At 66.7% G+C, this 23,146-nt stretch carries 20 protein-coding genes and 2 pseudogenes; 12 read left to right on the top strand and 10 right to left on the bottom strand.

Annotated features, from left to right (window positions below; translation table 11 throughout):
* The first annotated feature begins 538 nt into the window (after positions 1 to 538).
* Complete coding sequence (locus OG738_RS09505) at positions 539 to 1,318, top strand: transposase family protein (RefSeq protein ID WP_329056627.1); 780 nt, start codon at positions 539 to 541, stop codon at positions 1,316 to 1,318.
* A gap of 100 nt (positions 1,319 to 1,418) precedes the next feature.
* Positions 1,419 to 2,180 (top strand): GAF and ANTAR domain-containing protein, encoded by a 762-nt coding sequence (locus OG738_RS09510; protein WP_329052929.1) that lies wholly within the window; start codon positions 1,419 to 1,421, stop codon positions 2,178 to 2,180.
* A 59-nt stretch (positions 2,181 to 2,239) separates the two neighbouring features.
* Here the strand turns inward: OG738_RS09510 and OG738_RS09515 are convergent, their stop codons facing one another.
* Together OG738_RS09515 and OG738_RS09520 are read right to left on the bottom strand one after the other, a co-directional pair.
* A complete protein-coding gene (locus OG738_RS09515; protein WP_329052931.1) occupies positions 2,240 to 2,395 on the bottom strand; it encodes a hypothetical protein in 156 nt (51 codons plus the stop codon).
* 519 nt (positions 2,396 to 2,914) lie between these two features.
* Positions 2,915 to 3,325 carry a hypothetical protein gene (locus tag OG738_RS09520; protein ID WP_329052933.1) on the bottom strand — a complete coding sequence of 137 codons (411 nt, stop codon included), beginning with the start codon at positions 3,323 to 3,325 and terminating at the stop codon, positions 2,915 to 2,917.
* Here OG738_RS09520 and OG738_RS09525 point away from each other — a divergent pair.
* The 3 genes from OG738_RS09525 to tatB all read left to right on the top strand — a co-directional run bounded on the left by OG738_RS09525 (position 3,318) and on the right by tatB (position 5,518).
* A complete protein-coding gene (locus tag OG738_RS09525; protein WP_329052935.1) occupies positions 3,318 to 3,875 on the top strand; it encodes a LytR C-terminal domain-containing protein in 558 nt (185 codons plus the stop codon). The two genes, OG738_RS09520 and OG738_RS09525, sit on opposite strands and share 8 nt — an antisense overlap.
* A gap of 196 nt (positions 3,876 to 4,071) precedes the next feature.
* On the top strand, positions 4,072 to 5,220 hold the full coding sequence (locus OG738_RS09530; protein WP_329052936.1) for an alkaline phosphatase family protein: 1,149 nt from the start codon (positions 4,072 to 4,074) through the stop codon (positions 5,218 to 5,220).
* A gap of 34 nt (positions 5,221 to 5,254) precedes the next feature.
* Entirely contained in the window at positions 5,255 to 5,518 is a 264-nt protein-coding gene (gene tatB, locus OG738_RS09535) for a Sec-independent protein translocase protein TatB (protein ID WP_442875876.1), read from the top strand.
* A 770-nt stretch (positions 5,519 to 6,288) separates the two neighbouring features.
* On the opposite strand, the gene OG738_RS09540 is transcribed toward tatB, so the two are convergent.
* Together OG738_RS09540 and OG738_RS09545 are read right to left on the bottom strand one after the other, a co-directional pair.
* Entirely contained in the window at positions 6,289 to 6,690 is a 402-nt protein-coding gene (locus OG738_RS09540) for a hypothetical protein (protein ID WP_329052937.1), read from the bottom strand.
* A gap of 299 nt (positions 6,691 to 6,989) precedes the next feature.
* Positions 6,990 to 7,748 carry a DedA family protein gene (locus OG738_RS09545; protein WP_329056629.1) on the bottom strand — a complete coding sequence of 253 codons (759 nt, stop codon included), beginning with the start codon at positions 7,746 to 7,748 and terminating at the stop codon, positions 6,990 to 6,992.
* Between the two features lie 374 nt (positions 7,749 to 8,122).
* On the opposite strand from OG738_RS09545, the gene OG738_RS09550 reads away from it, so the two are divergent.
* The gene (locus tag OG738_RS09550) at positions 8,123 to 10,057 is read left to right on the top strand and encodes a potassium transporter Kup (protein ID WP_329052939.1); all 1,935 of its coding nucleotides are present in this window, start codon (positions 8,123 to 8,125) and stop codon (positions 10,055 to 10,057) included.
* 770 nt (positions 10,058 to 10,827) lie between these two features.
* Here the strand turns inward: OG738_RS09550 and OG738_RS09555 are convergent.
* Positions 10,828 to 11,442, bottom strand: a pseudogene (locus OG738_RS09555) (VWA domain-containing protein); the annotation flags it as partial.
* A gap of 71 nt (positions 11,443 to 11,513) precedes the next feature.
* Here OG738_RS09555 and OG738_RS09560 point away from each other — a divergent pair.
* From OG738_RS09560 to OG738_RS09570, 3 genes are all read left to right on the top strand, one after another.
* The gene (locus OG738_RS09560; RefSeq protein WP_329052941.1) at positions 11,514 to 11,696 is read left to right on the top strand and encodes a CsbD family protein; all 183 of its coding nucleotides are present in this window, start codon (positions 11,514 to 11,516) and stop codon (positions 11,694 to 11,696) included.
* Positions 11,697 to 12,216: 520 nt separating this feature from the next.
* Positions 12,217 to 13,479 (top strand): DUF1727 domain-containing protein, encoded by a 1,263-nt coding sequence (locus OG738_RS09565; protein WP_329052942.1) that lies wholly within the window; start codon positions 12,217 to 12,219, stop codon positions 13,477 to 13,479.
* On the top strand, positions 13,469 to 14,341 hold the full coding sequence (locus tag OG738_RS09570; RefSeq protein WP_329052944.1) for a type 1 glutamine amidotransferase: 873 nt from the start codon (positions 13,469 to 13,471) through the stop codon (positions 14,339 to 14,341). Before OG738_RS09565 ends, OG738_RS09570 begins: the two co-directional genes overlap by 11 nt.
* 194 nt (positions 14,342 to 14,535) lie before the next feature.
* Here the strand turns inward: OG738_RS09570 and OG738_RS09575 are convergent, their stop codons facing one another.
* On the bottom strand, positions 14,536 to 14,751 hold the full coding sequence (locus OG738_RS09575) for a hypothetical protein (RefSeq protein ID WP_329052945.1): 216 nt from the start codon (positions 14,749 to 14,751) through the stop codon (positions 14,536 to 14,538).
* Positions 14,752 to 14,859: 108 nt separating this feature from the next.
* Between OG738_RS09575 and OG738_RS44625 the strand changes: the two genes are divergently transcribed.
* Positions 14,860 to 15,624: a terpene synthase family protein gene (locus OG738_RS44625; protein ID WP_442875934.1), complete on the top strand. Its 765-nt coding sequence runs from the start codon at positions 14,860 to 14,862 to the stop codon at positions 15,622 to 15,624.
* A gap of 317 nt (positions 15,625 to 15,941) precedes the next feature.
* Here OG738_RS44625 and OG738_RS09580 read toward each other — a convergent pair whose 3' ends face one another.
* Complete coding sequence (locus OG738_RS09580; protein ID WP_329052946.1) at positions 15,942 to 16,931, bottom strand: methyltransferase; 990 nt, start codon at positions 16,929 to 16,931, stop codon at positions 15,942 to 15,944.
* Positions 16,932 to 17,050: 119 nt separating this feature from the next.
* Positions 17,051 to 18,339: pseudogene (locus tag OG738_RS09585) on the bottom strand (IS256 family transposase).
* Between the two features lie 1,099 nt (positions 18,340 to 19,438).
* On the opposite strand from OG738_RS09585, the gene OG738_RS09590 reads away from it, so the two are divergent.
* Both OG738_RS09590 and OG738_RS09595 read left to right on the top strand, forming a co-directional pair.
* Entirely contained in the window at positions 19,439 to 20,452 is a 1,014-nt protein-coding gene (locus OG738_RS09590; protein ID WP_329052947.1) for a terpene synthase family protein, read from the top strand.
* Positions 20,449 to 21,786 carry a cytochrome P450 gene (locus OG738_RS09595; protein WP_329052948.1) on the top strand — a complete coding sequence of 446 codons (1,338 nt, stop codon included), beginning with the start codon at positions 20,449 to 20,451 and terminating at the stop codon, positions 21,784 to 21,786. The genes OG738_RS09590 and OG738_RS09595 overlap by 4 nt, the downstream gene beginning before the upstream one ends.
* 149 nt (positions 21,787 to 21,935) lie before the next feature.
* Here OG738_RS09595 and OG738_RS44630 read toward each other — a convergent pair whose 3' ends face one another.
* Positions 21,936 to 22,139 carry a helix-turn-helix domain-containing protein gene (locus OG738_RS44630; protein ID WP_442875877.1) on the bottom strand — a complete coding sequence of 68 codons (204 nt, stop codon included), beginning with the start codon at positions 22,137 to 22,139 and terminating at the stop codon, positions 21,936 to 21,938.
* A complete protein-coding gene (locus OG738_RS09600) occupies positions 22,058 to 22,939 on the bottom strand; it encodes a cupin domain-containing protein (protein ID WP_329052950.1) in 882 nt (293 codons plus the stop codon). The genes OG738_RS44630 and OG738_RS09600 overlap by 82 nt, the downstream gene beginning before the upstream one ends.
* Positions 22,940 to 23,146: the final 207 nt, after the last annotated feature.

Consider the following 23,146-nt stretch of genomic DNA (forward strand, 5'->3'; position numbering starts at 1 on the left):
GGACGGGCCCTGCGGCCGTCAGCCGGTCTCAATGCCGGCACGCGGCAGGAGATCAAGGCCTGGAGCGTGTCGTGCCCACGATCCCCAGGCTTGCCGGTGTTCGTTCCGACCCGAGGCTCGCCCGGCAGGGTGATCTCGTGAAGTTGTCACCGGATCCGGCCAAGCCACGGCCGACCGATCACCGAATCACCAACAACCGAATACGTCTGAGTCGCTCCAGACCCCAGCGGCCCCGTGGGAATGCTGGAGTCAGCCATGACCGCTCGTTCAACCTCCGAGAACCATCTTGCCCGGCCATCCGGGTGGGCGGATCGATGGGCGGCCGCCGTGCTGGCCCCGACACCTCCCCGCCGCATCCGGGAACGGCGTCGTCAGGACGCCTTCGGCCACCGCCCCGGCAACTCCTGGTGGCAGCCGATCACCGCGTTCCTCGCCGGCCGAACACGAGCACCGAAAACGGGGGACCCGTGTTTGACTAAGGGATGTCTCGTAACCCGGCGTCGGGCCGGCGGGACCGATAGTTGATCATGTTGGTGTGGTGCAGGTGATCACAGCGTCGAAGCCGGAGTGGATTGCCCCGTTCACCGGGCTGGAGCCTGACCAGTTCCGCAAGCTGGTGCGGCTGGTCGCGAAGCGAGGAGGCGACGAGATCGCGGACGGCCGCCCGGGCCGGCAGTGGGCGTTGCCGCTGGCCGACCGGGTGTTGCTGGTGGCCACGTATTGGCGGACGAATCTGACGATGCGCCAGATCGGGCCGTTGTTCGGGGTGTCGCATTCGGCGGCGCATCGGGTGATCGACTCGATCGGGCCGCTGCTGGCGCTGGCCCCGGTCCGGAAACGCCGGTTCGATGCGGTGGCGATCGTGGACGGCACGCTGGTGCCCACCCGGGATCACCGGTTGGCGACGCCGTCGAAGAACTACCGGTACTCGACCAACGTGCAGGTCGCGATCGACGCCGAGACCCGGCTGGTCATCGCCACCGGCGACCCGCGACCGGGCAGCCGCAACGACTGCACCGTCTACCGCGACTCCGGCATGGCCGAGCAACTCGCCGGTCGGCCGGTCATGGCCGATGGTGGTTATCAAGGTAATCCCGAGGTGGTCATGCCGTATCGCAAACCCCGTGACGGCAGCGAATTGCCGGACTGGAAGGAAGGCCTCAACGCGACCCACCGCAAGGTCCGGGCTCGCGTCGAGCACGTGTTGGCCCGGATGAAGAACTTCAAGATCCTCCGCGACTACCGTCGCGCGGCGAGCACGCTCGCCGACACAGTCTCCGGAATCGCGAACCTGCACAACATCCTCCTCACCGACTGACCGCAACACCAGCCCACCAACCACAACAACAGTTACGAGACATCCCTTAGGCGAAAACCAGATGGCACAAGCCACTACTGAACGGTCAGGGAGCCTGAGCATGGCAGCCGAACCCGAAACCCACGGCCACGTCGGGCACGACCGGGAAAGGCTGGTCTCACGGACGTTCGTCCGGCTCGCTGACACCCTCGTCGCCGACTTCGACGTCTCCGACTTCCTCTCCATGCTCGCCGAGCAGTGCGTCGATCTGCTCGGCGTGTCCGCGGCGAGCGTGATCCTGCTGGATCCCGACGGCGGGTTGCGCGTGGCCGCGACCTCGTCCGAGCGCGCCGAACTGCTGGAGCTGTTCGCGGTCGAGACCGATGACGGGCCGTGCATCGACTGCGTCCGCGGAGGCGTCCCGGTCTCCTGCGCCGACCTCCGCACCGAGACCGATCACTGGCCCCGGTTCACCGCCGCCGCCCGCGAATGCGGATTCCGCGCGGTGCACGCTATCCCGATGCGCCTGCGCGACCAGGTCATCGGCGTCTTGACGTTTCTCGGCGTCGACCCCGGAGACCTGCAGCGCGACGACATCGAGCTGGGGCAGGCACTGGCCGACGTCGCGACCATCGGGATCCTGCAGCACCGCACCATCGAACAGCACACCGAAGTCGCCGGCCAACTGCAAACCGCGCTCCACAGCCGCGTGGTGATCGAGCAGGCCAAAGGAGTACTCGCCCAGCGCAGCGGACTCTCGATGGACGACGCGTTCTCGCAACTGCGGTCCTACGCCCGCGCCCACCACCTGCGCCTGACCGACCTCGCCGCCGCGGTCACCAACGGCACCATCGACCTGGCCGCGATCCTTCCCCGTCGCTAGCCACCCGGGAGCTGCAGAGATGTCAGCGGCCGCTGCTGTCCCCAGTGTCACGACGGTGTTCAGCCAGGGTCGATCAGCTCGAGAACGCCGTCGGCCGTACCGGTGACGAACAGCCTTCCGGTCGCCGAGTCGACGCCGACCGTGTTCGGCTGCCGGACGGTCGGCAGCCGCGTGACCTCGGCCGGCGTACCGGAGGACAGGTCGATGCCGACCACCGCGTTGCGAGTACAAACGACGCGGCTACCCACTCACCTGACTGCCGTTGCAGTACTAGCCTGCCACGCACCGCGGTCTCCAGGTCACCGTCGCTGTGCGGCAGCATCGCCAGTAACGCCTGTTCATCCAAAGCGGGACCAGGCGTGCCAGATCGCTGCGAGGTGTGGCCGGGTGGGCAGAGAGCGCGCCGATGGCGCGAGCGCGTTTGTCCTCCCAAGTGGGCTCGGCTGCCCCGGATCGCGAGGAGTATCCGGGCTTGTCTGCTGCTACCGCGGCGGCGACTGCGTCGACCAGCAAGTTTGTATCGTCACTGAGTTCCGCGAGCGCGGTGATTTCGTCCCAGCTGGTGTGGAACCGTCCGGCGGGCTTCCAGCCGTCTTCCCTGGCTTCCCGAACGACTCGGCTGAGGTCCTCTCGGGCGATCTGCCGCAGACGTGGCCAGCGTCGCACCAGGTCTGCCGCGAGTGTGAGGCGCACCCCCGCCATCAAATCGTCGCCGTCGCGGAGGTTGTCGCCGGTCACTGCGGCCAGGCACGCCATGAGGACCGCGTCTGTGAGTTGCTCCGCCGAATCAGCAGGATCCGGCGGACGTGCGGCGCGTCGTCGCCGTTACGGGCGAGCGGTTCCCAAAGCTCGGGCGCTGGTTCGACAATGCGCCACACTGCTCGCGCGCGCCTGCGTTCTTCGGCCGCGAGCTGGTTGAGCAGCTCCTGTCGCTCCCAATTCGACAACTCGGTCACGTTGGGTCGTGGAGCCCGGTCGGCCGAGGCCGCATGCACGAGGGCGATCCGGAGGCTTGCAGGGACAGCGCCATGATCACGGGCCCACTGTTCCGTGAGGTAGTCGACCTCGCTCGCTTCGAGTTGCGCTGCGAGGTCGATGGCGCGGTCCCGCCAGCCCTGTCCTTCGCAATACAGAACCGTGTTCAAGACGATCCCGGTGGGCAACGTCGCCCTGAAGACCATCGGCGACGGCGAGGCGGTCGAGGTCAACCCGCAGGAGGTCCAGGCGGCGATCAAGACCGCGATCAACGCCTCCGTTGAGGCTGCGCCGCCAAGCACAACGGCGTCGCCACCGTCACCGGCGAATTCCGGCGCGGGCGGGCGAACGGGCGATCCGGCCGTCACGGTCGACGTCCGCAATGCGAGCGGCGCCAACGGCCTGGCCGCATCCGTGTCCCAGAGCATCACCGGGCTGGGTTTCCATGCTGGCGGCGTGGCCAACGTCGCCACGCGGCACACCTCGGTCGTCGACTACGCCACCGGCGAGCAGACCGCCGCACGGCAGGTGGCCGATTACCTCGGGAACGGTGTCGGGATCGCGGCCGATCCGGGGCTTGCCCGCGGCCACCTCCGAGTGGTGCTCGGCACGGACTACCACGCCACTGCGGGCACCTCGGGCACGGCACCCGCCAGCCAAACCGCGCAGCCGGCCGGCGACGCGTCGATCACCGCCAACGGGCTGACCTGCGTCAACTGAAGGCTGCTCGGACAGGCCGACGGCTCGCGCGATCACGACGGCGAAGGGGAACGCCGAGCCCCGCGGGTCAGCCGTCGTGAGCGTGACGCTCAGCATTCTCTCAACGAGCGGCACCACACTGGAGGGCAGGTAGGAGAGTTCGCGATGACGAGGTCGCGCGCCGGCGGCCTGTCCACCGGACGCAGGAAGGGTGCCGATGCCCAGCCCGGTCGACCATGTCGTGATCATGACGCAGGAGAACCACACCACCGACAACTACTTCCGGTCGATGGCCGCCTACGGGGCCAACGTGGCGACTGGATGGCCCGTGTCGGCCAATCCCCCGGCTTCCGATCAGCCGCACGACCGGCATGCGTACTACCGCTGGCTGACCAAGGCGAGCACCGGCGACCACGTGCAGTTCGACACGACGGCCGCGCTGCCGTTCTACGCCTGGCTTGCCGCGACCGGGGCCTTCCTGGAAAACCACTGCTCGGGCTTCGGCACCAACTCCACCCCCAACCACCTGCTCATCGTCGGCGGCCAGTCCCCCACCCTGCGCAACCCGCCGCGGTCAGCCCCGCAGCCGGTCTGGGACATGCCATCGCTGCCCGGCCACGCCCAGGACCACGGCACCGACTGGCGCGCTTACACCGGGTCCAGCGGATATCCCGTGCAGTTCTACAAGCAGCTCTCCGGCTCTTCACGCATCGTCCGTTCCGGACAGTTCGTCACCGACGCCGAAAAGGGCACATTGCCGCCGTTGTCGATGATGTGGCACGACTCGCCCCTGGACGAACATCCACCCGCCGACGTCAGCCAGGGGATGAACGCGATCTGGCAGGCGGTGGACGCCGTCGTGCAAGCCGGGCTGTGGGAACGCACAGTGTTCCTGCTGACATGGGACGATTGGGGCGGCTACGACGACCACGTCGCCACTCCCGACGTCGAGCACACACCCGACAAGGTGCAGCTCGCCTACGGACCCAGGGTGCCGCTGCTGATGTTCGGCGGCCGGGTCAAACAGCGCATCGATTCCCGCTGGTGCTCTCACGTCAGCATCCCGAAAACCGCGCTGCAGCTGCTGGGCCTGCCGCCGCTGGGTGTTCCCCGTCTGGATGACGACGCCGGCCTGGCGGACCTCGTCGACCTGAGCGCCACGGCGACGATCGCCCCCGCGCCACCCCGGCCCGGCAACCCCCTCACCCAGCCACCGCCACCCCACCCGGTGCCGAAACCCACCCCCGCCCCGCCGCCACCACCCGGCGGCTCACAACCGATCGGGCCGATCATCCTCCGCAACGGCAAAACCCTGCCGCCACCCAACGACGTCCCCCTGAAGCCAGGCCACGGGGGCAGCCGATGACGAGGCGGGCCACAATGGACACCGAGGAGGCGGCATGTTCGGTCTCAGCCTGGAACATCTGCTGATCCTGCTGATCGCCGCCCTGTTCATCCTCGGCCCCGAACGGCTGCCTGAATCCACCCGCTGGCTGGCACAGAACGTCCGCAAGATCCGCAGCTTCGCTTCCGGCGCGCAAGAGCAGCTCCGATCAGAGCTCGGGCCGGAGCTCCGGGAGCTACGCAAACCCCTGCAGGACCTGCAATCGCTCCGGACGTTCAACCCGAAGACCGCACTCACCCACTTGGCCGTGGCATCGTGATTTGGCCCCGGTTCGGCACCGTCGGGATCCAGTCACTGCAACACCTTTCGACGCTGGTGTTGCGATCACCTCTGGAACTCAAGATGCCGAACTGGGGCCAATTCGACTTGCCGAAACCACCCACTACCTCCTCGAGGACACCGCACCGCCGGTGACCACCACCGCGGCAACGCCCACTGTCACACCATTGCGAGCAGGCGAGCGAGCACCCGTCGACCCGGACGCCACCTGATCCACCCCGGAAGCCGACCACACCAATTCGCGATGCGGGCACGACAAGGTCTTGCGAGCGGGCTCGCCCTCGCCAGCGCTGCGCGTCGACATGCACGCGCCGCTGATGGGTGGAACCTCGTCGAACGAGCCGTTCGACCCGCAACGGGGGCCAGCTGAGGAAGCGGGATCTGCAGACCCCTATCGTCGCACCACGAATTGGGGAGCACGGGCACCTGCGGTGCCCGGGCCAGCTCGAGGGTCTCGAACCAGGTGGCGGTCAGGCCCAGGCGGTCGTAGCGCAGCAGCCGGCAGTAGGCGGCCGCCTGGAACTGCCCGTGACCGATTCCACGATCCGGGCCAGCAGAACGTAACCGGTGTCGGAGTAGTGGAACAGCGCGCCGAGGGCGCCGTAGGGGTGGCCGTGATCCATCACCCAGCCGATCTGCTCGTCGGGAGCCAATGCCGGTGCAAGGCCGTCAAAGCTGCCTCGCGGTAGCTGTCGTCGTTGGCGTAGTAGTACTGACCGCTGGTGTGGTCGAGCAGCATGCGCACGGTGATCAGGTCCGGGTCGTAGCCGCCGCGACGCATAGGTCGAGGTACGGCGATGGGAGGTACCGGGCAACGGCGGCGTCGAGGGTCACCCGGCGCTGGTCGAGGAGCGTGAGCACGGCCGCCGCGGTGAAGGTCTTGCCGGCGTTGAGCAGGGTGCCGGCGGCTCGATCGGCCTTCCCGACCGCCCGTTCCCAGCGCAGACCCGATGCGTCCACTCGCGCAGCGATGCCCGGCACCGCCGGTGATCGGGCGAACTGCGTGGCGAGAACGCTGTCCAGCACGGGCATCACTGTGCCCTGGGCGGACGCCGCCGCGCCAGGGGCGGCGCCCAGCACACCGGCGCTGGGCACGCCTGTGCTCAGCACGGCCAGCACGAGCAGGCGCGCTGCTCCACGGTTGATCCTCACTTGCCCTCCTCGGGGCCGACATCGGTGATCTCACTTGTCGGATCCGCCGGGCGGCAGTCATTGCCCCGTAGGGAAATCTGCGCCCTCCCACCCAAAGACTGAGGGAGGTTGCGGACACTGCCCGCTCTGCCGGCAGCAGTCCGCCTGCGGAGGTACGGATGTCGCCGCAAGAGGCCGTGGTGGACGGCGTGGAAGCTGGCCCGCGACTCCTCCGGCTGCACGAACACCTTCGCAACGATGCACCGGGATGCCTGGCCTGTACACAGCATCACCCACGTGCCGATCAGAAGTGCGACAGCTCAGCGATCCGGGCGTTGGCCGACCTCGCCGCTCCGATGCGGCGAACGTTCCTCGTCCCCGACACCAAGGCCATCCAGATGCTGCTGCGGATCTCCAGGCTGGACCGGGTGGCCACCATCCGCTGAGCCCGTGGTGGGCTTGACGGGCTTGGGTCCCTCGGTGGGCTCGGTCGGCTCGGCGGGGCGAACGCGGCGGCGCCGAACGATCCAGCGGGCGACCAGCAACGCAACCAGCACGGCAAGCGCGGCCAACACCCACCACTCGTACCGCTGAAACTGGCCGTAGATGACCTCGATGTGATCACCGGCGAAGTAGCCGGCCGAGGTCCACACACCCACCCACAGCGCCGCGCCGAGGGCGTTGAAGGCAAGGAACCGCCACCACGACATGCCAGCCAGCCCCGCCACGATGCCGTTGGCCTGACGCAGGCCGTCGATGAACCGGGCGATGACGACGACAAGGCCGCCGCGCCTGTCGAAGAACTTCTCCGCCTTCGCCAGCCGTTCTTCGGTCAGAAACAGTCGACGCCCCAGGCGCAAGACAAGTTTGCGGCCACCGAAGTGACCGATGACGAAACCGACATTGTCCCCGCCAGTCGCGGCCAGGAAACCAATGACGCCGACGACAACGATGTTGAGCTGACCTGCGCCGGCATAGACACCGGCGACGATCAGGATGCTCTGCCCAGGAACGGGCGGACCGAAGCCCTCGACGAACACCAAGCCAAACACCGCGAGATAGCCATAGTGCGCCAGCACCGGTGCCAACGAGGCCAGGATACCGGGTAGGTGCGGCACGACATCACCTCCGTCGCCGCTGTCAGCAACCGTCGATTTACCCCGGCATCGATGAACCAAACGTCCCAAACGGGTCGGCACAGACGTCGGTTGACGGCGTCTACCCCGCCACAGGACACCCGGCCACAGCGCACGACCCGCGCCTTTACGGACATCCAGCACGTTCCGGAATTGGACTCGCCGAACACCACGTCGGCGGCCAGCCCGACGGCGGCCACCCGTCCAGCGGCGAGACTTCCCCGAGGCCACCACCTGGGCCGCGCTCAGGTGAACCCTGCCGGTCCCTCGGCAGTGTCTGCGCGGTTCCCTGTGGCGGGGGTGGGCACACTGACCGGGTGAGCTCTGAACACAACGAACCGAAGCCGTCCGCGCGCGACACCGAACACCCCCGGCGGCCCGCGGCGGTCACTCTGGCCCTGGGAGCACTCGGTGTGGTGTTCGGGGACATCGGCACCAGCCCGCTGTACGCGCTGCAAACCGTCTTCTCGATCGACAACGGCGGGGTACGGCCAGTGCCCGACGACGTCTACGGCGTGCTGTCGCTGGTCTTGTGGTCGATCCTGCTCGTCGTGTCGGTGAAGTATGTGCTGTTCGTGATGCGCGCCGACAACGACGGCGAAGGCGGCATCCTGGCGCTGGCCACGCTCATCCGCCGACGGGTCCCCGGCCGGGCCCGGCTGGCCGCGCTGGCGACGACCCTGGGGGTAGTGGGTGCGTCGCTGTTCTTCGGCGACAGCGTCATCACTCCCGCCATCTCCGTGCTGTCCGCGGTCGAGGGCATCGACGTCGTCACCCCCAGCATCCGCGACGCCATCCTGCCCATCGCCGCGATCATCCTGATCGTCCTGTTCCTCGCGCAGCGGTTCGGCACCCACCGGGTGGGCCGGCTGTTCGGCCCCGTTATGCTGCTGTGGTTCCTGGCACTGGCGCTGCTCGGCCTACCGCACATCCTCCAGCGCCCCGGAATCCTGCGAAGCCTCTCCCCCACCTATGCCGCCGACTTCGTTTTCGAACACCCATACGTCGCCTTCATCGCCATGGGCGCCGTGGTGCTGGCCATCACCGGCGCCGAAGCCCTCTACGCCGACATGGGGCACTTCGGCCGTCCGCCGATCCGCCGGGCCTGGTTTGCCGTCGTTTTTCCCGCGCTGACGTTGAACTACCTCGGCCAGGGGGCGCTGATCCTGGGACAGCCTGACGCCGTGCGCAACCCGTTCTACCTGCTCGTCCCAGACTGGGCGCAGATCCCGATGGTCGCGCTGGCGACCTTCGCCACCGTCATCGCGTCCCAGGCAGTCATCTCCGGCGCTTTCTCGGTGACCCGGCAGGCGATCCGGCTGGGCTTCCTGCCGCACCTGACCGTCCGGCACACCTCGGCGCGGGAGAGCGGCCAGATCTACGTACCCGGAGTGAACTGGCTGCTGATGGGCGCCGTGCTCGTCCTGATGGTCACATTCGGCTCGTCGGCTTCGCTGGCCACCGCCTACGGGGTAGCCGTCACCGGCACGCTGTTGCTGACCACCGCCCTGTTCCTGATCCTGGCCGGCGCCGCATGGCAGTGGCCGTGGTGGCGGCTGGTGCTGGTGGCCGTGGTCTTCGGTGGCCTCGAGCTGACTTTCTTCGCCGCCAACCTGACCAAGATCGTGCACGGCGGCTGGCTGCCGCTGCTGCTGGGCGGGCTGGCCGTCACGACCATGCTGGTATGGCAGCGCGGCCGCCGCCTCGTCACCGCCCGGCGCACCGAAACCGAAGGCCGGCTCTCGGACTTCGTCGACCAGCTGCGCGACCACCCGCCCACGCGAGTCCCGGGCACTGCCGTGTTCCCGCACCCGACCAAGGAGACCGTCCCGCTGGCGCTGCGCGCCAACGCCGAGTTCAACGGCGTCGTGCACGAACACGTCGTGATCGTCTCCATGGTCTTCGAGAACGTGCCGCACGTGTCCCGCAACGAGCGCCTCGCCGTCGACTCCCTGTCCCACGCCCACGACGGCATCGTGCACCTGTCGGTCCGGTTCGGCTTCCACGACGACGCCGACATCCCCGCAGCGCTGCGCGACGCGTTCATGCTCACCACCGAACTCGAGACCGACCTGGACAACGCGTTCTACTTCCTCTCCAGAGTCACCATCAACCCCGGTCCGCCGGGCGGCATGCCCCGCTGGCAGAAGTGGCTGTTCATCGGCCTGGCGCACAACGCCCCCTCCCAGGCGGCCGCGTTCCGGCTGCCCGTCGACCGCACCGTCGTGATGGGGACCACGATCCAGCTGTAGGCCTCTCGGTGAGCGCGCCGGACGCCGGCCTCCTTCATACGGCCTGACGGTCGCCCGGCGGCAACACTTTTGCCTGTACCGGACGGTGCAGCCGCTCCCCGCCGATACGCGCTGGCGCCCGTTGCCGGTTTTCTCGATACCGACGGGCGCCGCTCAGCGTCCACGCAACGTACAATCGGCCTTTCGGACGACAATTTCCGCGACTTCGGGGTCTGCACACCGGAGGGTCGGTCCGGCCGATGTCCGTGGACCGGCCAGCAGCCTTGGACGCCCGGCAGGTCGGTCGCCGCGGCAGACCTCGCCGTTTTCGTCAGAAGGTGCCGTCTCGACGGCCCCGTGAGGGTCGTGCCGGACGCGACAGCTCGGTTTGCGACTGGCCGCTACCTGCACTTACCGAACTCACAGGGATGAAACGGTAGAAACCTGACCAGGCGGCCGGCCGGATCGGGCACCGGCTCCCGGGAAGGCGGGGGTCGGAGAATGGCGGAATACGCATCGGACCGGGTATCCCGGCGGCGGGCGATGCCTGACCGGATAGCCTTTGGCTTGACGGTCGCGACACTACTGGGCGGAGTCTGGTTCGGCTGGTCGGAGCTGTATTCGGCAGTGGACGGCCCCACCCGCCAACCGGTGCCCGCCCATCGGAAGCCGGCGGCGTCGACCGGCTCGGGGCTCGATCGGTCTGCCTTACGCCGGGCGTCGCGATTCTCGGCGCCAGCGGAGATGGCCCTGTCCCTCGCGAACCGGGAGGCCGATCGGTGTTCGCGGCATCAGGGAAGCGGTTGGCCGAGCAGCAGTGAACTGAAAGCGGCTGCGATGAGCGCGATCACACCGAGTGCCATCCACGGCCTGCTGGCATCCGCGTCCCGGATCTCGTAGCCGATGTGCTGGCCGAGATCGGCGTAGACCTTGTTAATCTCCTCGGCGCTGGCGGCCTTGAAGTACTGCACACCCGACAGCCGCGCGATTTCCTGTACGGCCTCGTCGTCAACCGGGACCGGGGCGGGTCTGCCATCGATGTCGACGACGCCGTTCTTGGTCCCCGAACGAGATACCTGAGACCGGGACACCTTGCTGTTCCGCGGCCAGTGCCGCGGTGTAGGCACCCCGGGGGGCGGGGAGATCCTGGGGCACGGTCTGCTTGCCGTCGGTCATCAGCACGATCCGCGCCGGGGCGGGCCGTCGACACCGCCCACGACGGCCGAGAGTGCCTCGATGGCCTGCAGCGCGGCGAACAAACCCTCCCCGTGGCGGTGGACTGAGCCAGCTGGAGCGTGTCGATCACCTGGACCACACCTCTCGCGGCGAGTGGTGGGGCTGACCAGGAGCGTCGCGGATCCCGCGAACGACACCATGCCGAGGTTGATCCCATAGTCGGCGGCGAACTGGGTACCCATAATGCGCTGGCTGGGCGACGGGCTGTCCGGGAGCGTCCTAGTGAGGAAAGGTGCGCGTTATGAGCGACAAGTTGGAGAACAAGGGCGAAGAGCTCAAGGGTCGGGCCAAGGAAGCCGTTGGCGATGCCACGGGCAACGAGCAGTGGCAGGCCGAGGGCAAGGCGGACCAGGCCAAGGGTGCGCTGAAGCAGGCGGGCGAGAAGGTCAAAGACGCGGTCAAGGGCGTGACGCACAAGGACTGATTCGCGTCGGTCGGCTGCCGCACTTCCTGTCTGGCGGGGGTGCGGCAGTTTCGCGTTGTCGGGCGTTGCTCAGTCACCCGGGACGATGAATGCGCGTGTCGTTCGGCGGCGGCCGGGGCCTTCTAGGCTGGGAAGGCGTGGCCCCGGTCCGCGTGGCCAGGCCTGAAGCCGCCCAGCTGCTCGAGCCGGAGTCCGGCGCCGCGTCCTTTGCGATCTGCGGGCCTGGTGGGGCGCCGCGTTGCGTAAGCGGTGCACGGTGATCGGTCCGGCTGCCATGCGTTGAACCGTTGGTCGAGCACCTTGGCGACTCTTGGTGTGGCGGCGGCGCGGGCACGGATCGCGACCGTGGCCACACTGATCATCCACACCTCGTTTGGGAAAACGCGCCAGCAGCTCCCGGAATATGCCGAGCGATCTCCGGCAATAGCGAGGGTCAACCGACTGAGTGAATCGAGGAGTTTGCAGAGCTCTAACCCCATATTGGACGGCCACCTACCCGCATGTTCATACTCTCACAACCATGACTGGTTCGTTCGCCTTTCGCGCCCGGGCCGCCCTGCCCCTCAGGACGGCGCTGGCCGCCGGCCTGGGCAGGCTCGCGACCCGCGGCTCACGCGCAGCCGGGTTGGGCCGTGGCGCAGTCATCGGCGGCCGGGTCATTCTCGCCCTGCAGCCGACCGCACTCGCCGATCTGTGCCGCGACAAGGTCGTCGTGCTGGTCACCGGCACGAACGGGAAGACGACGACCACCTGCATGCTGGCTCGTGCGATGAATGTGCTGGCCGCCGTCGCGTGCAACGACACCGGGGCCAACATGCCCGACGGACTGGCCGCGGCCCTCGCGGCCGACCCGAACGCGCCGTGCGCCGTGCTCGAAGTCGACGAAAACCATTTACCTGCCGTGCTGGCCGACGTCACCCCGGCCATGGTCGTGCTGCTCAACCTCAGCCGGGACCAACTGGATCGCACCGGCGAGGTACGCCGGACCGAGAGGGTACTGCGAGCCGCGCTCGCGCAGTGCTCGTCAACGGTCGTGCTTGCCAACTGCGACGACGTCCTGGTGACATCAGCGGCATGGGGTGCCGCGATACCGCTGTGGATATCACCGGGCACCACGTGGCGACGCGACGGTGCCAGCTGCCCCCGATGCGGCAGCGCGATACGCGAAACCGTCGGCCACTGGTCTTGTTTCTGCGGCTTCGCACGCCCCGAACCCCGGTGGACCGTCGACCGCGGCGGAGACCTGATGCACGCGGGCGGGCTCCGGGTGCCCCTGGCGACGTCGTTGCCCGGGGAGGTGAACAGGCACAATCTCGCGTTCGCCACGGCCGCCGCCGCCTCATTAGGGGTCCCGGCCGCTGCGGCTGCTGCCGCCGCCGGATCAGTCCGCGAGGTCGACGGCCGCTATCGCCTCGCCTCCTACGGCAACCACACGGTGCGAATCCTGTTGGCCAAGAACCCGGCGGGCTGGGCCGAAACCCTACACATCCTCGGGTCGAATGCAGCGCCGGCCGTGCTCGCGGTCAACGCGCGGCAGGCCGACGGAGCCGACTTGTCCTGGCTGTGGGACGTGAACTTCGAAAGCCTGCGTGGACGCCGCGTCGTGGTCTCCGGCGAGCGACTGATGGACCTCTCGGTACGCCTGAGCTACGGCGAAGTCGCCCACTGGATCGAGCCGGACCCGCTCGAGGCCATCACTCGCCTGCCCCCGGGACCGGTCGACCTCGTGGCCAACTACACGGCCTTCCGCGACGTGACTGCGAGGCTTCCGCATGACCAGTGAATCCGTCGTTCGCATCGGCCTGTTGCTGCCTGACCTACTCGGTACCTACGGCGACTGCGGCAACGCCGAGGTGTTGCATCGCCGTCTCGCGTGGCGAGACATCCCGGCCACGGTCGTCCCCCTCCCGCTGGGCGCAGCCATTCCTGCCTCACTCGATGTCTATCTTCTCGGGGGCGGTGAAGATTCCGCGCAAACCCTGGCCGCCAAGGTCCTCACCCGACAGCCCGGTCTTCTTCGCGCCGTCGACCGCGGTGCCCCGGTTCTCGCGGTGTGCGCCGGCCTTCAGCTGCTCGGACGACAGTTCACCCTGGACTACGGTGCGCTCCAGCCGGGCGCCGGGCTGCTCGATGTCGTCACCACACCGGCCACGCACCGTTCGATCGGCGAAGTCATCACCCAACCCGAACCGAGTCTGCTCAGCGAACCGCTGACTGGGTTTGAGAATCACCGCGGGTACACCGAACTGGGGCCTGCGGCGCACCCACTCGGCCGTGTCATCCGCGGCAACGGCAACGGCAACGGCGTGGACGGCGTCGTGCAGGGCCGTGTCATCGGCACCTATCTGCACGGCCCGGTGCTCGCCCGCAATCCGGAGCTTGCGGATCTCCTCTTGAGCTGGGTCATCGGCCGCCCGCTCCCGCCGGTCGAGCTCGTCGGATTGACCGAACTCAGGCGACAACAGCTGGGTCGCCTGTCAGCGGCCAGTCGCCGTCGCCGACGACGACCGTGGAACCCCTTTCACCAGTTGGTCGGGGGACCCGCCGCTCGTGGCGACGCGCCGCATCCGTGGCCCAAGATCGATCGAGCGTCGGCCACGGACACGGCCATCGGCGCTGCGGTACGGCCGGCTGACGGCGAGTGATTCACGATTGCCCGGCTCCCAGTGCGCGGGCTGGCCGCAGCGGCTTGGCTGCCGTCTGGACCCGCTGTTCGCGCCAGGTCAGTCTCCACAGGCAGGGGTCCGTTCCGGTGTGGCATCTGCGCTGGTCAGTCGCTTGCCGTGAGGTTCGCGGCGTTGGTCACCGTGGACAGTGACCCGTCCGAAGCACCGCTTATCTAGGCCCCGACAGGGAAAGACGGGGCCTCGCCACATGGTCGGACGTCGTCCAGGCCGCCGCGGGTGGGCTCCTCGACGAATCGCACTGGGTCGACCTCAAACAGGAACTGCCCACGGGGAAAGCGACGATCAACACCGACCTGGCCAAAGACCTTGCGTCGCTGGCGGTCGACGGTGGCCTGCTCGTGATCGGCATCGAAGATCACAACAGCCACGCTGGCACCGTCCGCGCCGTTCCGGAGCAAGCCCCCGCAAGGCTCGCTCGTGTGCTGCTTTCCGTGGAAGTACCCAGCGCATTGCCTCTATGTCAGCCATCACGCCAGATGCTGCAAGCCGACCCCGTCTTTCGCGCAGTGCGCGACGTCATGGCACACGGCGCCAAGTTGGGTACTGTGGCCCAAGTCGGCCGTCTCCGGCGCGAATGCCTGGCTATGTGCCTCGCCATGGCCGGCGAGAGCGCTTGGCGGGTGACCAGACACTCTCCGGCCCCGTGGGAGTACGCTGCCCAACGCCCCTTCAACGGCGCTATGGCCTGCCTGTCCGCTGTCGACGTCGTCGGAGGGTATGAGCTCAGCGCCGAGGAGTACGACGCACCCGCCATCCGCGCATTGACGATCAGCGCATCCAGGCTGATTCTCCACGCCAACGACATCTACTCCGCGGCGAAGGAGTCCGTAACCCACGCTGCGCGGGGAAACCTTCCCGCCTTGCTCGCCGACCGGCACGGTGAATCCCTCCAAGAAGGCGTGGCGCGCACCGTTCACCTCCACAACCGCCAGGTAGACGAGTACCTTGCCCTGGAGCCTGAAGCCGCCTATGGCGGGTCTGCTCAGGTAGCGCGTTACCTAGCTGACTTGCGCAGCTGGATCCGCGGAAGTCTCGAATGGCACAGCCTCACTGGCCGTTACCACAACCGCCCCGGTCGCCCAACCGTTCGGGACAGGACTGACGCACCAGCAGCACTCGCACCCACGGCTGGTTCCGGCGCACCGGACCAGTGCCTGCGGTGTGGCAGCGCACACGAGAACGAACCTCCTGGATCCAACCTCGCAGCAGACGACCCACTCGGTGGCCTGTCCGCGCGATAGAGACCAACCGGGGATTATTTCACGTTTGGCGTTGCAATTCTCGGACCGGCCTCTCCCTTCGCGTATCTCATCACCCCGGGCATAGATCCACTGCCGATCGAGATCAAGGAGGAGACCCCCGCGAATAGAGTTATCAACCATTGCCACGATCGTTGACTGCGATCAATATGGCCGTCGACCGATCTCTCGATGATCACCACGTCTCGGAATTCCGCGCCCAGCGCGGTTAACCAGGTCCGCGCGGATGAGGAGACCGTGAGCGAGGTGGCGAATCTGCGCGCCGTCCAGGGACACCGGCGCCCGCTGTCAAGTAACAGTTAACGGGCGACTGCTGCTGCGACAATTGAAACGGTGGTACCTGGTACGGGGACGACTTGGTCGACGCGGAGCCCTGCGGTGGAGCATAGGCCGACGAGTTCGGCGGTGGTGCGTTCACGTCCGGTCAGTAGGGCTGGCATGAACAGGTCCAGCGTCTTGCCGGGGTGTGGCTCGTTTCCCTCTGGGATGGCTGCGTCGATGGCGAACACGTGTGCTCCGGGCTTGGCCGACGCGGCGCAATTCCGCAGGATGTGCACACACTCGTCGTCGCTCCAGTCGTGCAGGATGCGCTTGATGAGGTAGGCGTCTCCGGCTGGGACCTTCTCGAAGAAGTCCCCGCCGCGGGTTTCCCAGCGTCCGGCGACATCGGGAGTGTCGAGCAGGTGATCCGCCAGCACGCGGTCTTGGTCGAACAGCACGCCATGCAGCTTCGGGTTCGCGCGTAGCGCTTCCAGGAGCAGCCCGCCGCGTCCCCCGGCTACGTCGACGACGGTGCCTTCCTGCGGCAGGGGGCAGGTGTCGATGATCGGGGCGACCTCGAGGTCGGTGAACGCGGCCATGCCACGGTCGAAGTTGGCTCCGTCGTCGGGGTGAGAGGCGAGGTAGTCGAAGAACGGCTCCCCGAAGGCGTGGTCAAAGGCGGGTATGCCGGCGGTGGCGGAGTGGTGGAGTTGGCCTATCGCGCTCCACATCAGTGGCCCGGTCACGAACAGGACTGCGTCGGCCATGGGATGCGTCCGGCGGAGCACTTCGGCGCCAGGGGTCATGGCGAAGACGCCCGGTTGGGTCTCGCAGAACACGTCGCGGGTCGCGAGGAGGCGCAGGACGCGGTGAAGGTGTTCGGGGTGGGTGTTGGTCTTGTGGGCCAACTCCTCTACGGGCAGTGGCCCGGTGTCGAGGTGGTCAGCAATGTCGAGGAGAACGGCGGTGCGTAACGCTGCCGGGTAGACGTAGCTCATCGCGTCGTCAAGCAGTGATGCTTCAGTCACGGCTGTCCTCCTGTTGGGCGTGTAGGTCTTCGTTGAGGAACCGGCTGAGCGCGACCGGGTCGTAGGCGTGTTCCCAGTGCTCGATGGAGCAATAGTCAAGACCTGTGGATGAAGATCTTTTAGGCGGCTGCGGGTGGGGTGTGTTCGGTGGGGCGTTCGACGAGTTTGCCTGCCTCGAACCGTGCGCCGGCACGGACGAGGGCGACCAGGTGGGGCGCGTTGACCGCGCGCCAGCGAGCCTGGGCCGCTTCGATGAGCTTGAATGCCATCGCCAACCCCGCCGCGCGGGAGCCAGGACCCTTGGTGACCTTGGTGCGGTGCCGCACGGTGGCGAAGGTTGACTCGATCGGGTTCGTGGTCCGCAGGTGGATCCAGTGCTCGGCCGGATAGTCGTAGAACGCCAGCAGCACGTCAATGTCGTCGGTGATCTTGGCGGCGGCCTTGGGGAACTTCGCGCCGTAGGCGGCATCGAACGCCTTCACCGCGTCCAGGGCGTGCCGGCGGTCTTCGGCGTTCCAGATCTGCGCGAGGGCCTTCTTCGCCCCGGGATGCGCGGACTTGGGCAGCGCCGCCAGCACGTTGGCGATCTTGTGGAACCAGCAGCGCTGCTCCCGGGTCTCGGGAAACACCTCCCGCAGCGCGCCCCAGAACCCGAGCGCCCCGTCGCCCGCGGCCAGCACCGGGGCACGCATCCCGCGGCGGCGGGCATCGCGCAGCAGATCCGCCCAGGACTCGGCCGACTCGCGGTACCCGTCAGCCAGTGCCACCAGCTCCTTGCGGCCGTCGGCGCGCACCCCGATCATCACCAGCAGGCACAGTTTCTGCTCTTCCAGGCGGATGTTGACGTGGATCCCGTCCGCCCACAGATAAACAAAGTCCACAGTGGACAGATCACGTTCGGCGAAGGCGCGTTGTTCGGCCTTCCACTGCTCGGTCAGCTTCGTGATCACCGGACCCGACAGGCCCTTCGCCGACCCGAGGAACTGACCCAGCGCCGGCACGAAGTCCCCCGAGGACAGGCCGTGCAGGTACAGCAGCGGCAGCACCTCGGTGATCTTCGGGGTCTTGCGTGCCCACGGCGGCAGGATCGCCGAGGAGACCGCTCGCGTTCGCCGGTGTCGGGGTCGATGCGCTTGTCGTTGACCCGCGGCGCGGTCACCTGCACCGCGCCCGCGCTGGTCAGCACCTCGCGCGGTTCGTGGTGACCGTTGCGGACCACCAGGCGATGCCCGTTCTCATCACGCTCGCCGGCCAACCGGGCGATATAGGCCTCGACCTCGGCCTGCAACGCCTCGGCCAGCATCCGCCGCGCGCCTTCACGCACCAGCTCATCGATCACCGACGACGCGGACGAGCCGCCCGCCGCACCGTCATCACCAGCAGCAGGATCAGGGACTACGCTCAGCATCGGGTCGTACCTTCCCGGCCGACGTTGGCGCGTCGGCCATGCTTGGAAACCTCAACCGGTCACCGGGAAGGTACGCCCCCTTCCCAGCCATCCACAGGTTTCAAGCATTGCTCTCGGTGCACCATCACCAGCCACTACTACCCAGAGTCACCGACGGTTGCGCGGAAAGACTGAATGGCTACGGTCTACGACGTGCAGTCCGAGCGCGGCAAATATTCCGGGTTCCCCGCAGCCAGACAGGATGAGCCGCAGACCGATGCCAAACCCGGACACCTGCTCATCTGGTCATCGAAAACGTCGACTGAATTTGCTGACTGCCAGATTTGCGCACGGCGCCGCCTGTCTGCATCGTCGCCCTGCGCCAGCTGCGGTAACTGGATAGAAAATTCGCGTTTTTCGGATAGTTCGCTCCTTAACCGCGGCCTAGTGTGACCTTAGTGTCACTTAGGACGACAGCGCTGCACACTCCTGATGCACACTTGAGCGACAGTCCTCGCGGCGTCCCGTCCCTGCGTCGGAGGGGGTGCCCGGTTCAGTCGATCCCGAGCGGGCAGTGCACTAATCGACTGTCGGCAAGCGAATCGGTAAACCAGAAAGGGCAAGTCTGCAGATTCGATCTAAATTTCCTGTGAATATTTTGGAAAGTGCGGTCATGAGGCGATAGTGCAGCGTCGCACCGACCGGCGGGCCCGTCGCCTGCGGGTGGTTTCGCTTCGTCACTGGCGGGGTCGGTCTTGAGCTGTATCCCGGCAAGACGCGCATTGTATTTGCAAGGGAGGTGGTCCGCGCAGGCTCGGATGAGCACATGTTGTTCACATTCGTTGGTTTCCAGTCCGGCTTGACTGGGCCAAGAACAAGCGTGTCGCTGCAACCTGTCCACTCGCTGCTTGTCTTCTAGGCGGGCCCTTGAGTTTCGCGCGATCAATGCAGTTGATCTCAGTTAAGGATTGAGTTGAAGTTCCCGCAAGATGCAAGATGGTGGTTGCGGGACGAGCCGAACATGACGAACCGGCCGGCGGAATTTGGGGCGGGAACTGCACCTGCCGTTCTCGCGTACTGGTACGGCCGGTGAGGATTTCATTGGTTCTGGAGAGTTCCTATGCCGCAGGACGTTCGCTTCGACATCCCCATCCCCGCGCGGTGCAATCCGCACGAAGCCGAGGCCGAGCAGCATAACTTGCAATGGCTGCTCTACCACCGGATGCTGGCCGACCCCGACGCCGTCACCCTGTACAGATCTTGGGGGATGGCCAACCTGGCCGCCCGGTGCTGGCCCGATGCTGATGTCGACGACCTCGGGCTGACGGTGGATTTGAAGAGTTTCTATTTCCTGTTCGATGACCAGTTCGACGGGCCGCAGGGCGAGGTGCCTTCCAACGTCGCGGCGGTTTGTCGAGAGCTGATCGACATCGTCCACCAGGCTCCGGGCGCCGCATCGCGCTATCCGGTTGCTAAGGCCTTCGCCGACCTGTGGGCTCGTAGCAGGGTGGGAATGTCGCGGTCATGGGTCGCTCGTACTGCCCATGACTGGGAGCGGTACTTCGCCTCGTACTCGCACGAAGCCGTCAACCGGCGCTCCCAGGTGGTCCCGACGATGGACGACTACCTGGCCATCCGCCGAGGTTCGGCTGCTACCGAGTCAGTCACGGACATGGTAGAGCGTCTCAATCGGGTCGAGGTGCCCCCAGTCGCGTTCCACAGTCCGCAATTGCGGCTGATGCGGCAGATTGCTGCAGACGTCCCGTTCATCTGCAACGACGTTTACTCGTATGAGAAGGAAACGGCTCGCGGCGACGTCTACAACCTGGTCACCGTGCTTTGCCGGCAGCGCCGATACTCCGTTTCGGAGGCGGTCGACGAGATCCAGGCCGTGGTCGCGGAGCAGATTCGCCGATTCCTGCAGCTGCGTGGCGAAGTGCCGTACATGTTGGATGAAGTCGGGATAGTTGGGACGCACCGCCTGCACGTGCTCCGCTACATAGAGGGGCTGGGCGACTGGCTGCGCGGACATAACGACTGGATGAGCAGCACCGCCCGCTACAGGGTCGGAGGCTCGCCGCCGGGAGACCAGCCCGGATATCTCGACATCCTCCTAGATCAGCCGTCGCTATGACGACCAGGCCTGCTGATGCTCCTGTCGTGTGTGCCGCGCGGCGCCGACTACCTCTGCTCGGCCATACCTTGTGGCTGGCCCTGCGCCGCGTGGATTACCTGCAGGCGCTTCGCGCCTGCGGCGATGCGGTCCTTATCCACCTCGGCCCCCTGCCCGTCTACGTCCTCAACTCACCCGAACTCATCCACCGCATGCTCGTCGAGCATGCCGGCAAGTTCTCCAAAGGGCTGCTGTTCGACCGGGCTCGCCCCTACTTCGGCGACGGACTGCTGACCTCGTCAGGCTCCTTCCATATGCGCCAACGCCGCCTCGTTCAGCCCGCTTTCCACCGCGACGCCGTGTACGGGCACACTGCCGCCATGGCCAACGCCGTCAACCGCCACATCGATCAGTGGCGCGATGGGCAGGTAATTGCGGTGGAGCGCGAGACTCGTGCGCTGGCCACCTCCATCATCGTGGAAACCTTATTCGACACCGACGACTCGATGCAGCTCGCGGAGCTGGTCGAGCGCTCGCTTCCCGAATTCATCGCCGGTGTTGGCCGTCGTACCCTCCTGCCCTCCGCTTTGACCCGCCTGCCCATTCCCGGCACGCGGCGCTTCGACGCCGCTGGAGCCGACCTGCGCCGCACAACCCTCCGCTTTGTCGCACAACATCGCCGCGATGGCGGGAACCTCGTGTCGAGGCTGCTGGCCGCCCGCGACCATACGGGGCGGGGCATGACCGACGACGAGGCTGTCGACGAGGTGATCACTCTGCTCATCGCCGGTATCGAGACCTCCGCCACCACCCTCGCTTGGGCTTACCATGAACTCGGCCACCACCCCCAACTGCGCGACCGTCTCCACCACGAGGTCGACACCGTGCTGGCCGGCCGCCGGGTCACAGCCGCCGATCTTCCCAGGCTGCGGTTCAACCGCGCGTTACTGTACGAGATCCTGCGCTTGCACCACCCGACCTGGCTCCTTATGCGCCGCGCCCAGGAAGACGCGGACCTGGGCGGCGTGCTTATTCCTGCTGGTGCCGAGGCCCTCTACAGCCCCACCACCTTGCACCGCGACCCAAATCTGTACGCCGACCCCTTGCGTCTGGATCCCGACCGATGGCTGCCCGATCCGCCGCCGCTGCCACGCTGCTCGTTCATCCCCTTCGGCGCTGGTAACCGAAAATGCGTTGGCGAGACATTCGCCTGGAGCGAAATGTCCCTCATCCTGGCCACCGTAGCCGCCCGCTGGCAACTCGATCCCTGCTCTGGGACGAAAGTCAAGACCATCGTCGACGGTATCGTACGCCCCGGTCACCTGCCAATGACCGTCCGTTCTCGCGCGAGGTGACACGGTTGAGGTTGAGGGCGGGGAGCGGTGAACCTCCGGCGCGGTCCGGAAACCCCAGCGGCAAACACTGCTCCCGCCGGCAAGGACCATGTGGATAACGCTGGGCAGGTGCCCTATGACGGTACCGGTGGCTCGTCGGCTGGCCGTCATCAGTCGGGCCGGTGCCGGGTTGATCGCCGCAGTGTGATTGAAGGCGCTTCACCAAACTTCTGACGGTAGGCTGTGGCGAATCGGCTCATGTGAGTGAAACCCCACCGGGCTGCGATGGGGGTTACGCGCGCGCCTGATACATCGCGTGCCGCGACAAGATCGTCACGCACTCGATCCAGACGTACCTCACGCAGATGGCGCATCGGCGACGTGTGGAATTCCTCCCGGAAGCTCTCCTGGAGCGACCGTACGCGCTCACCCCGGCCTCACGGGCGAGGCTCTGTGTCGTCAGGGGCCTTTCCGGGTATGCTTCGATGAAGTCGAGGACACGTCGGGCAGCCTGGGCACCGATAGTCCGTGCTGGCATCTGCAGGAGTGAAGTGTAGTTGTGGGGCTGTGACTGGAGCAGGCCATTGACCAGCAGGTTTTCCATGTTCGTCCCAGCCAACGAATGCTGCGCGATCACGCCCCCACGTTCTAGGTCGTTTATCAGCACGTTGACGATCTCCGACCACGTTCGCATAGATCCGAGATTGAGGTCGATACGACTGGCGAACTCAAGTGGTTTGTCCAACTGCTGATGGGCAAGAGTTGTTGACAGTGCCTGTTCGACGGCGTCGCGCTCGATACGCAGGGTGATCGGCGTGCAGCCGGGACACATATCCGCGGTGACCGGCCGCGTCGGTGAAGCGATCATCGCTATCGTTTCATCAACGAGGACTTCTTCACCGCCGGAGTTGACACGACATCTGCCGTAGTAAGGGATCTGTACCGCGAAAAACCCCGTCGGTCCGGAGGACAGTCTGGTCCCGCTGCCGAATCGGAAGCACGACGCAGTGACGCTCCGGATGTTCACAGCGTTAAGTAAGGTCGAGGACCTGCGCCCCCTCTCCGTTGGTGCCAGGTCGATGTCGCAGAAGACCTTGCCGAGCTCTTGGCTCGCGTAGTCCAAGTCGGTGGTGTCGAATACTGGGAACTTAGCGAGACGCGGTTCCGGCAGCATGCTATGCCCTCCCCATAAGTGAATCCTCAGAAATGGAAGAACCTGTTCATCTACGCGATACCGGCTGGCAAGGCGCGACTCAAGGTTCTCGTCAGTCGCTGCTGATGTCCTCTCTTCCGGACGGAGCGAACAGATTTGGCCACGGCGTCCCCTTCGACCCGTGGTGCCAGTTCGATCACGCTCGAGCCGATCCTGATATCCACGAAG

This window comes from Amycolatopsis sp. NBC_01488, assembly GCF_036227105.1.
Classification (GTDB): Bacteria; Actinomycetota; Actinomycetes; order Mycobacteriales; family Pseudonocardiaceae; genus Amycolatopsis.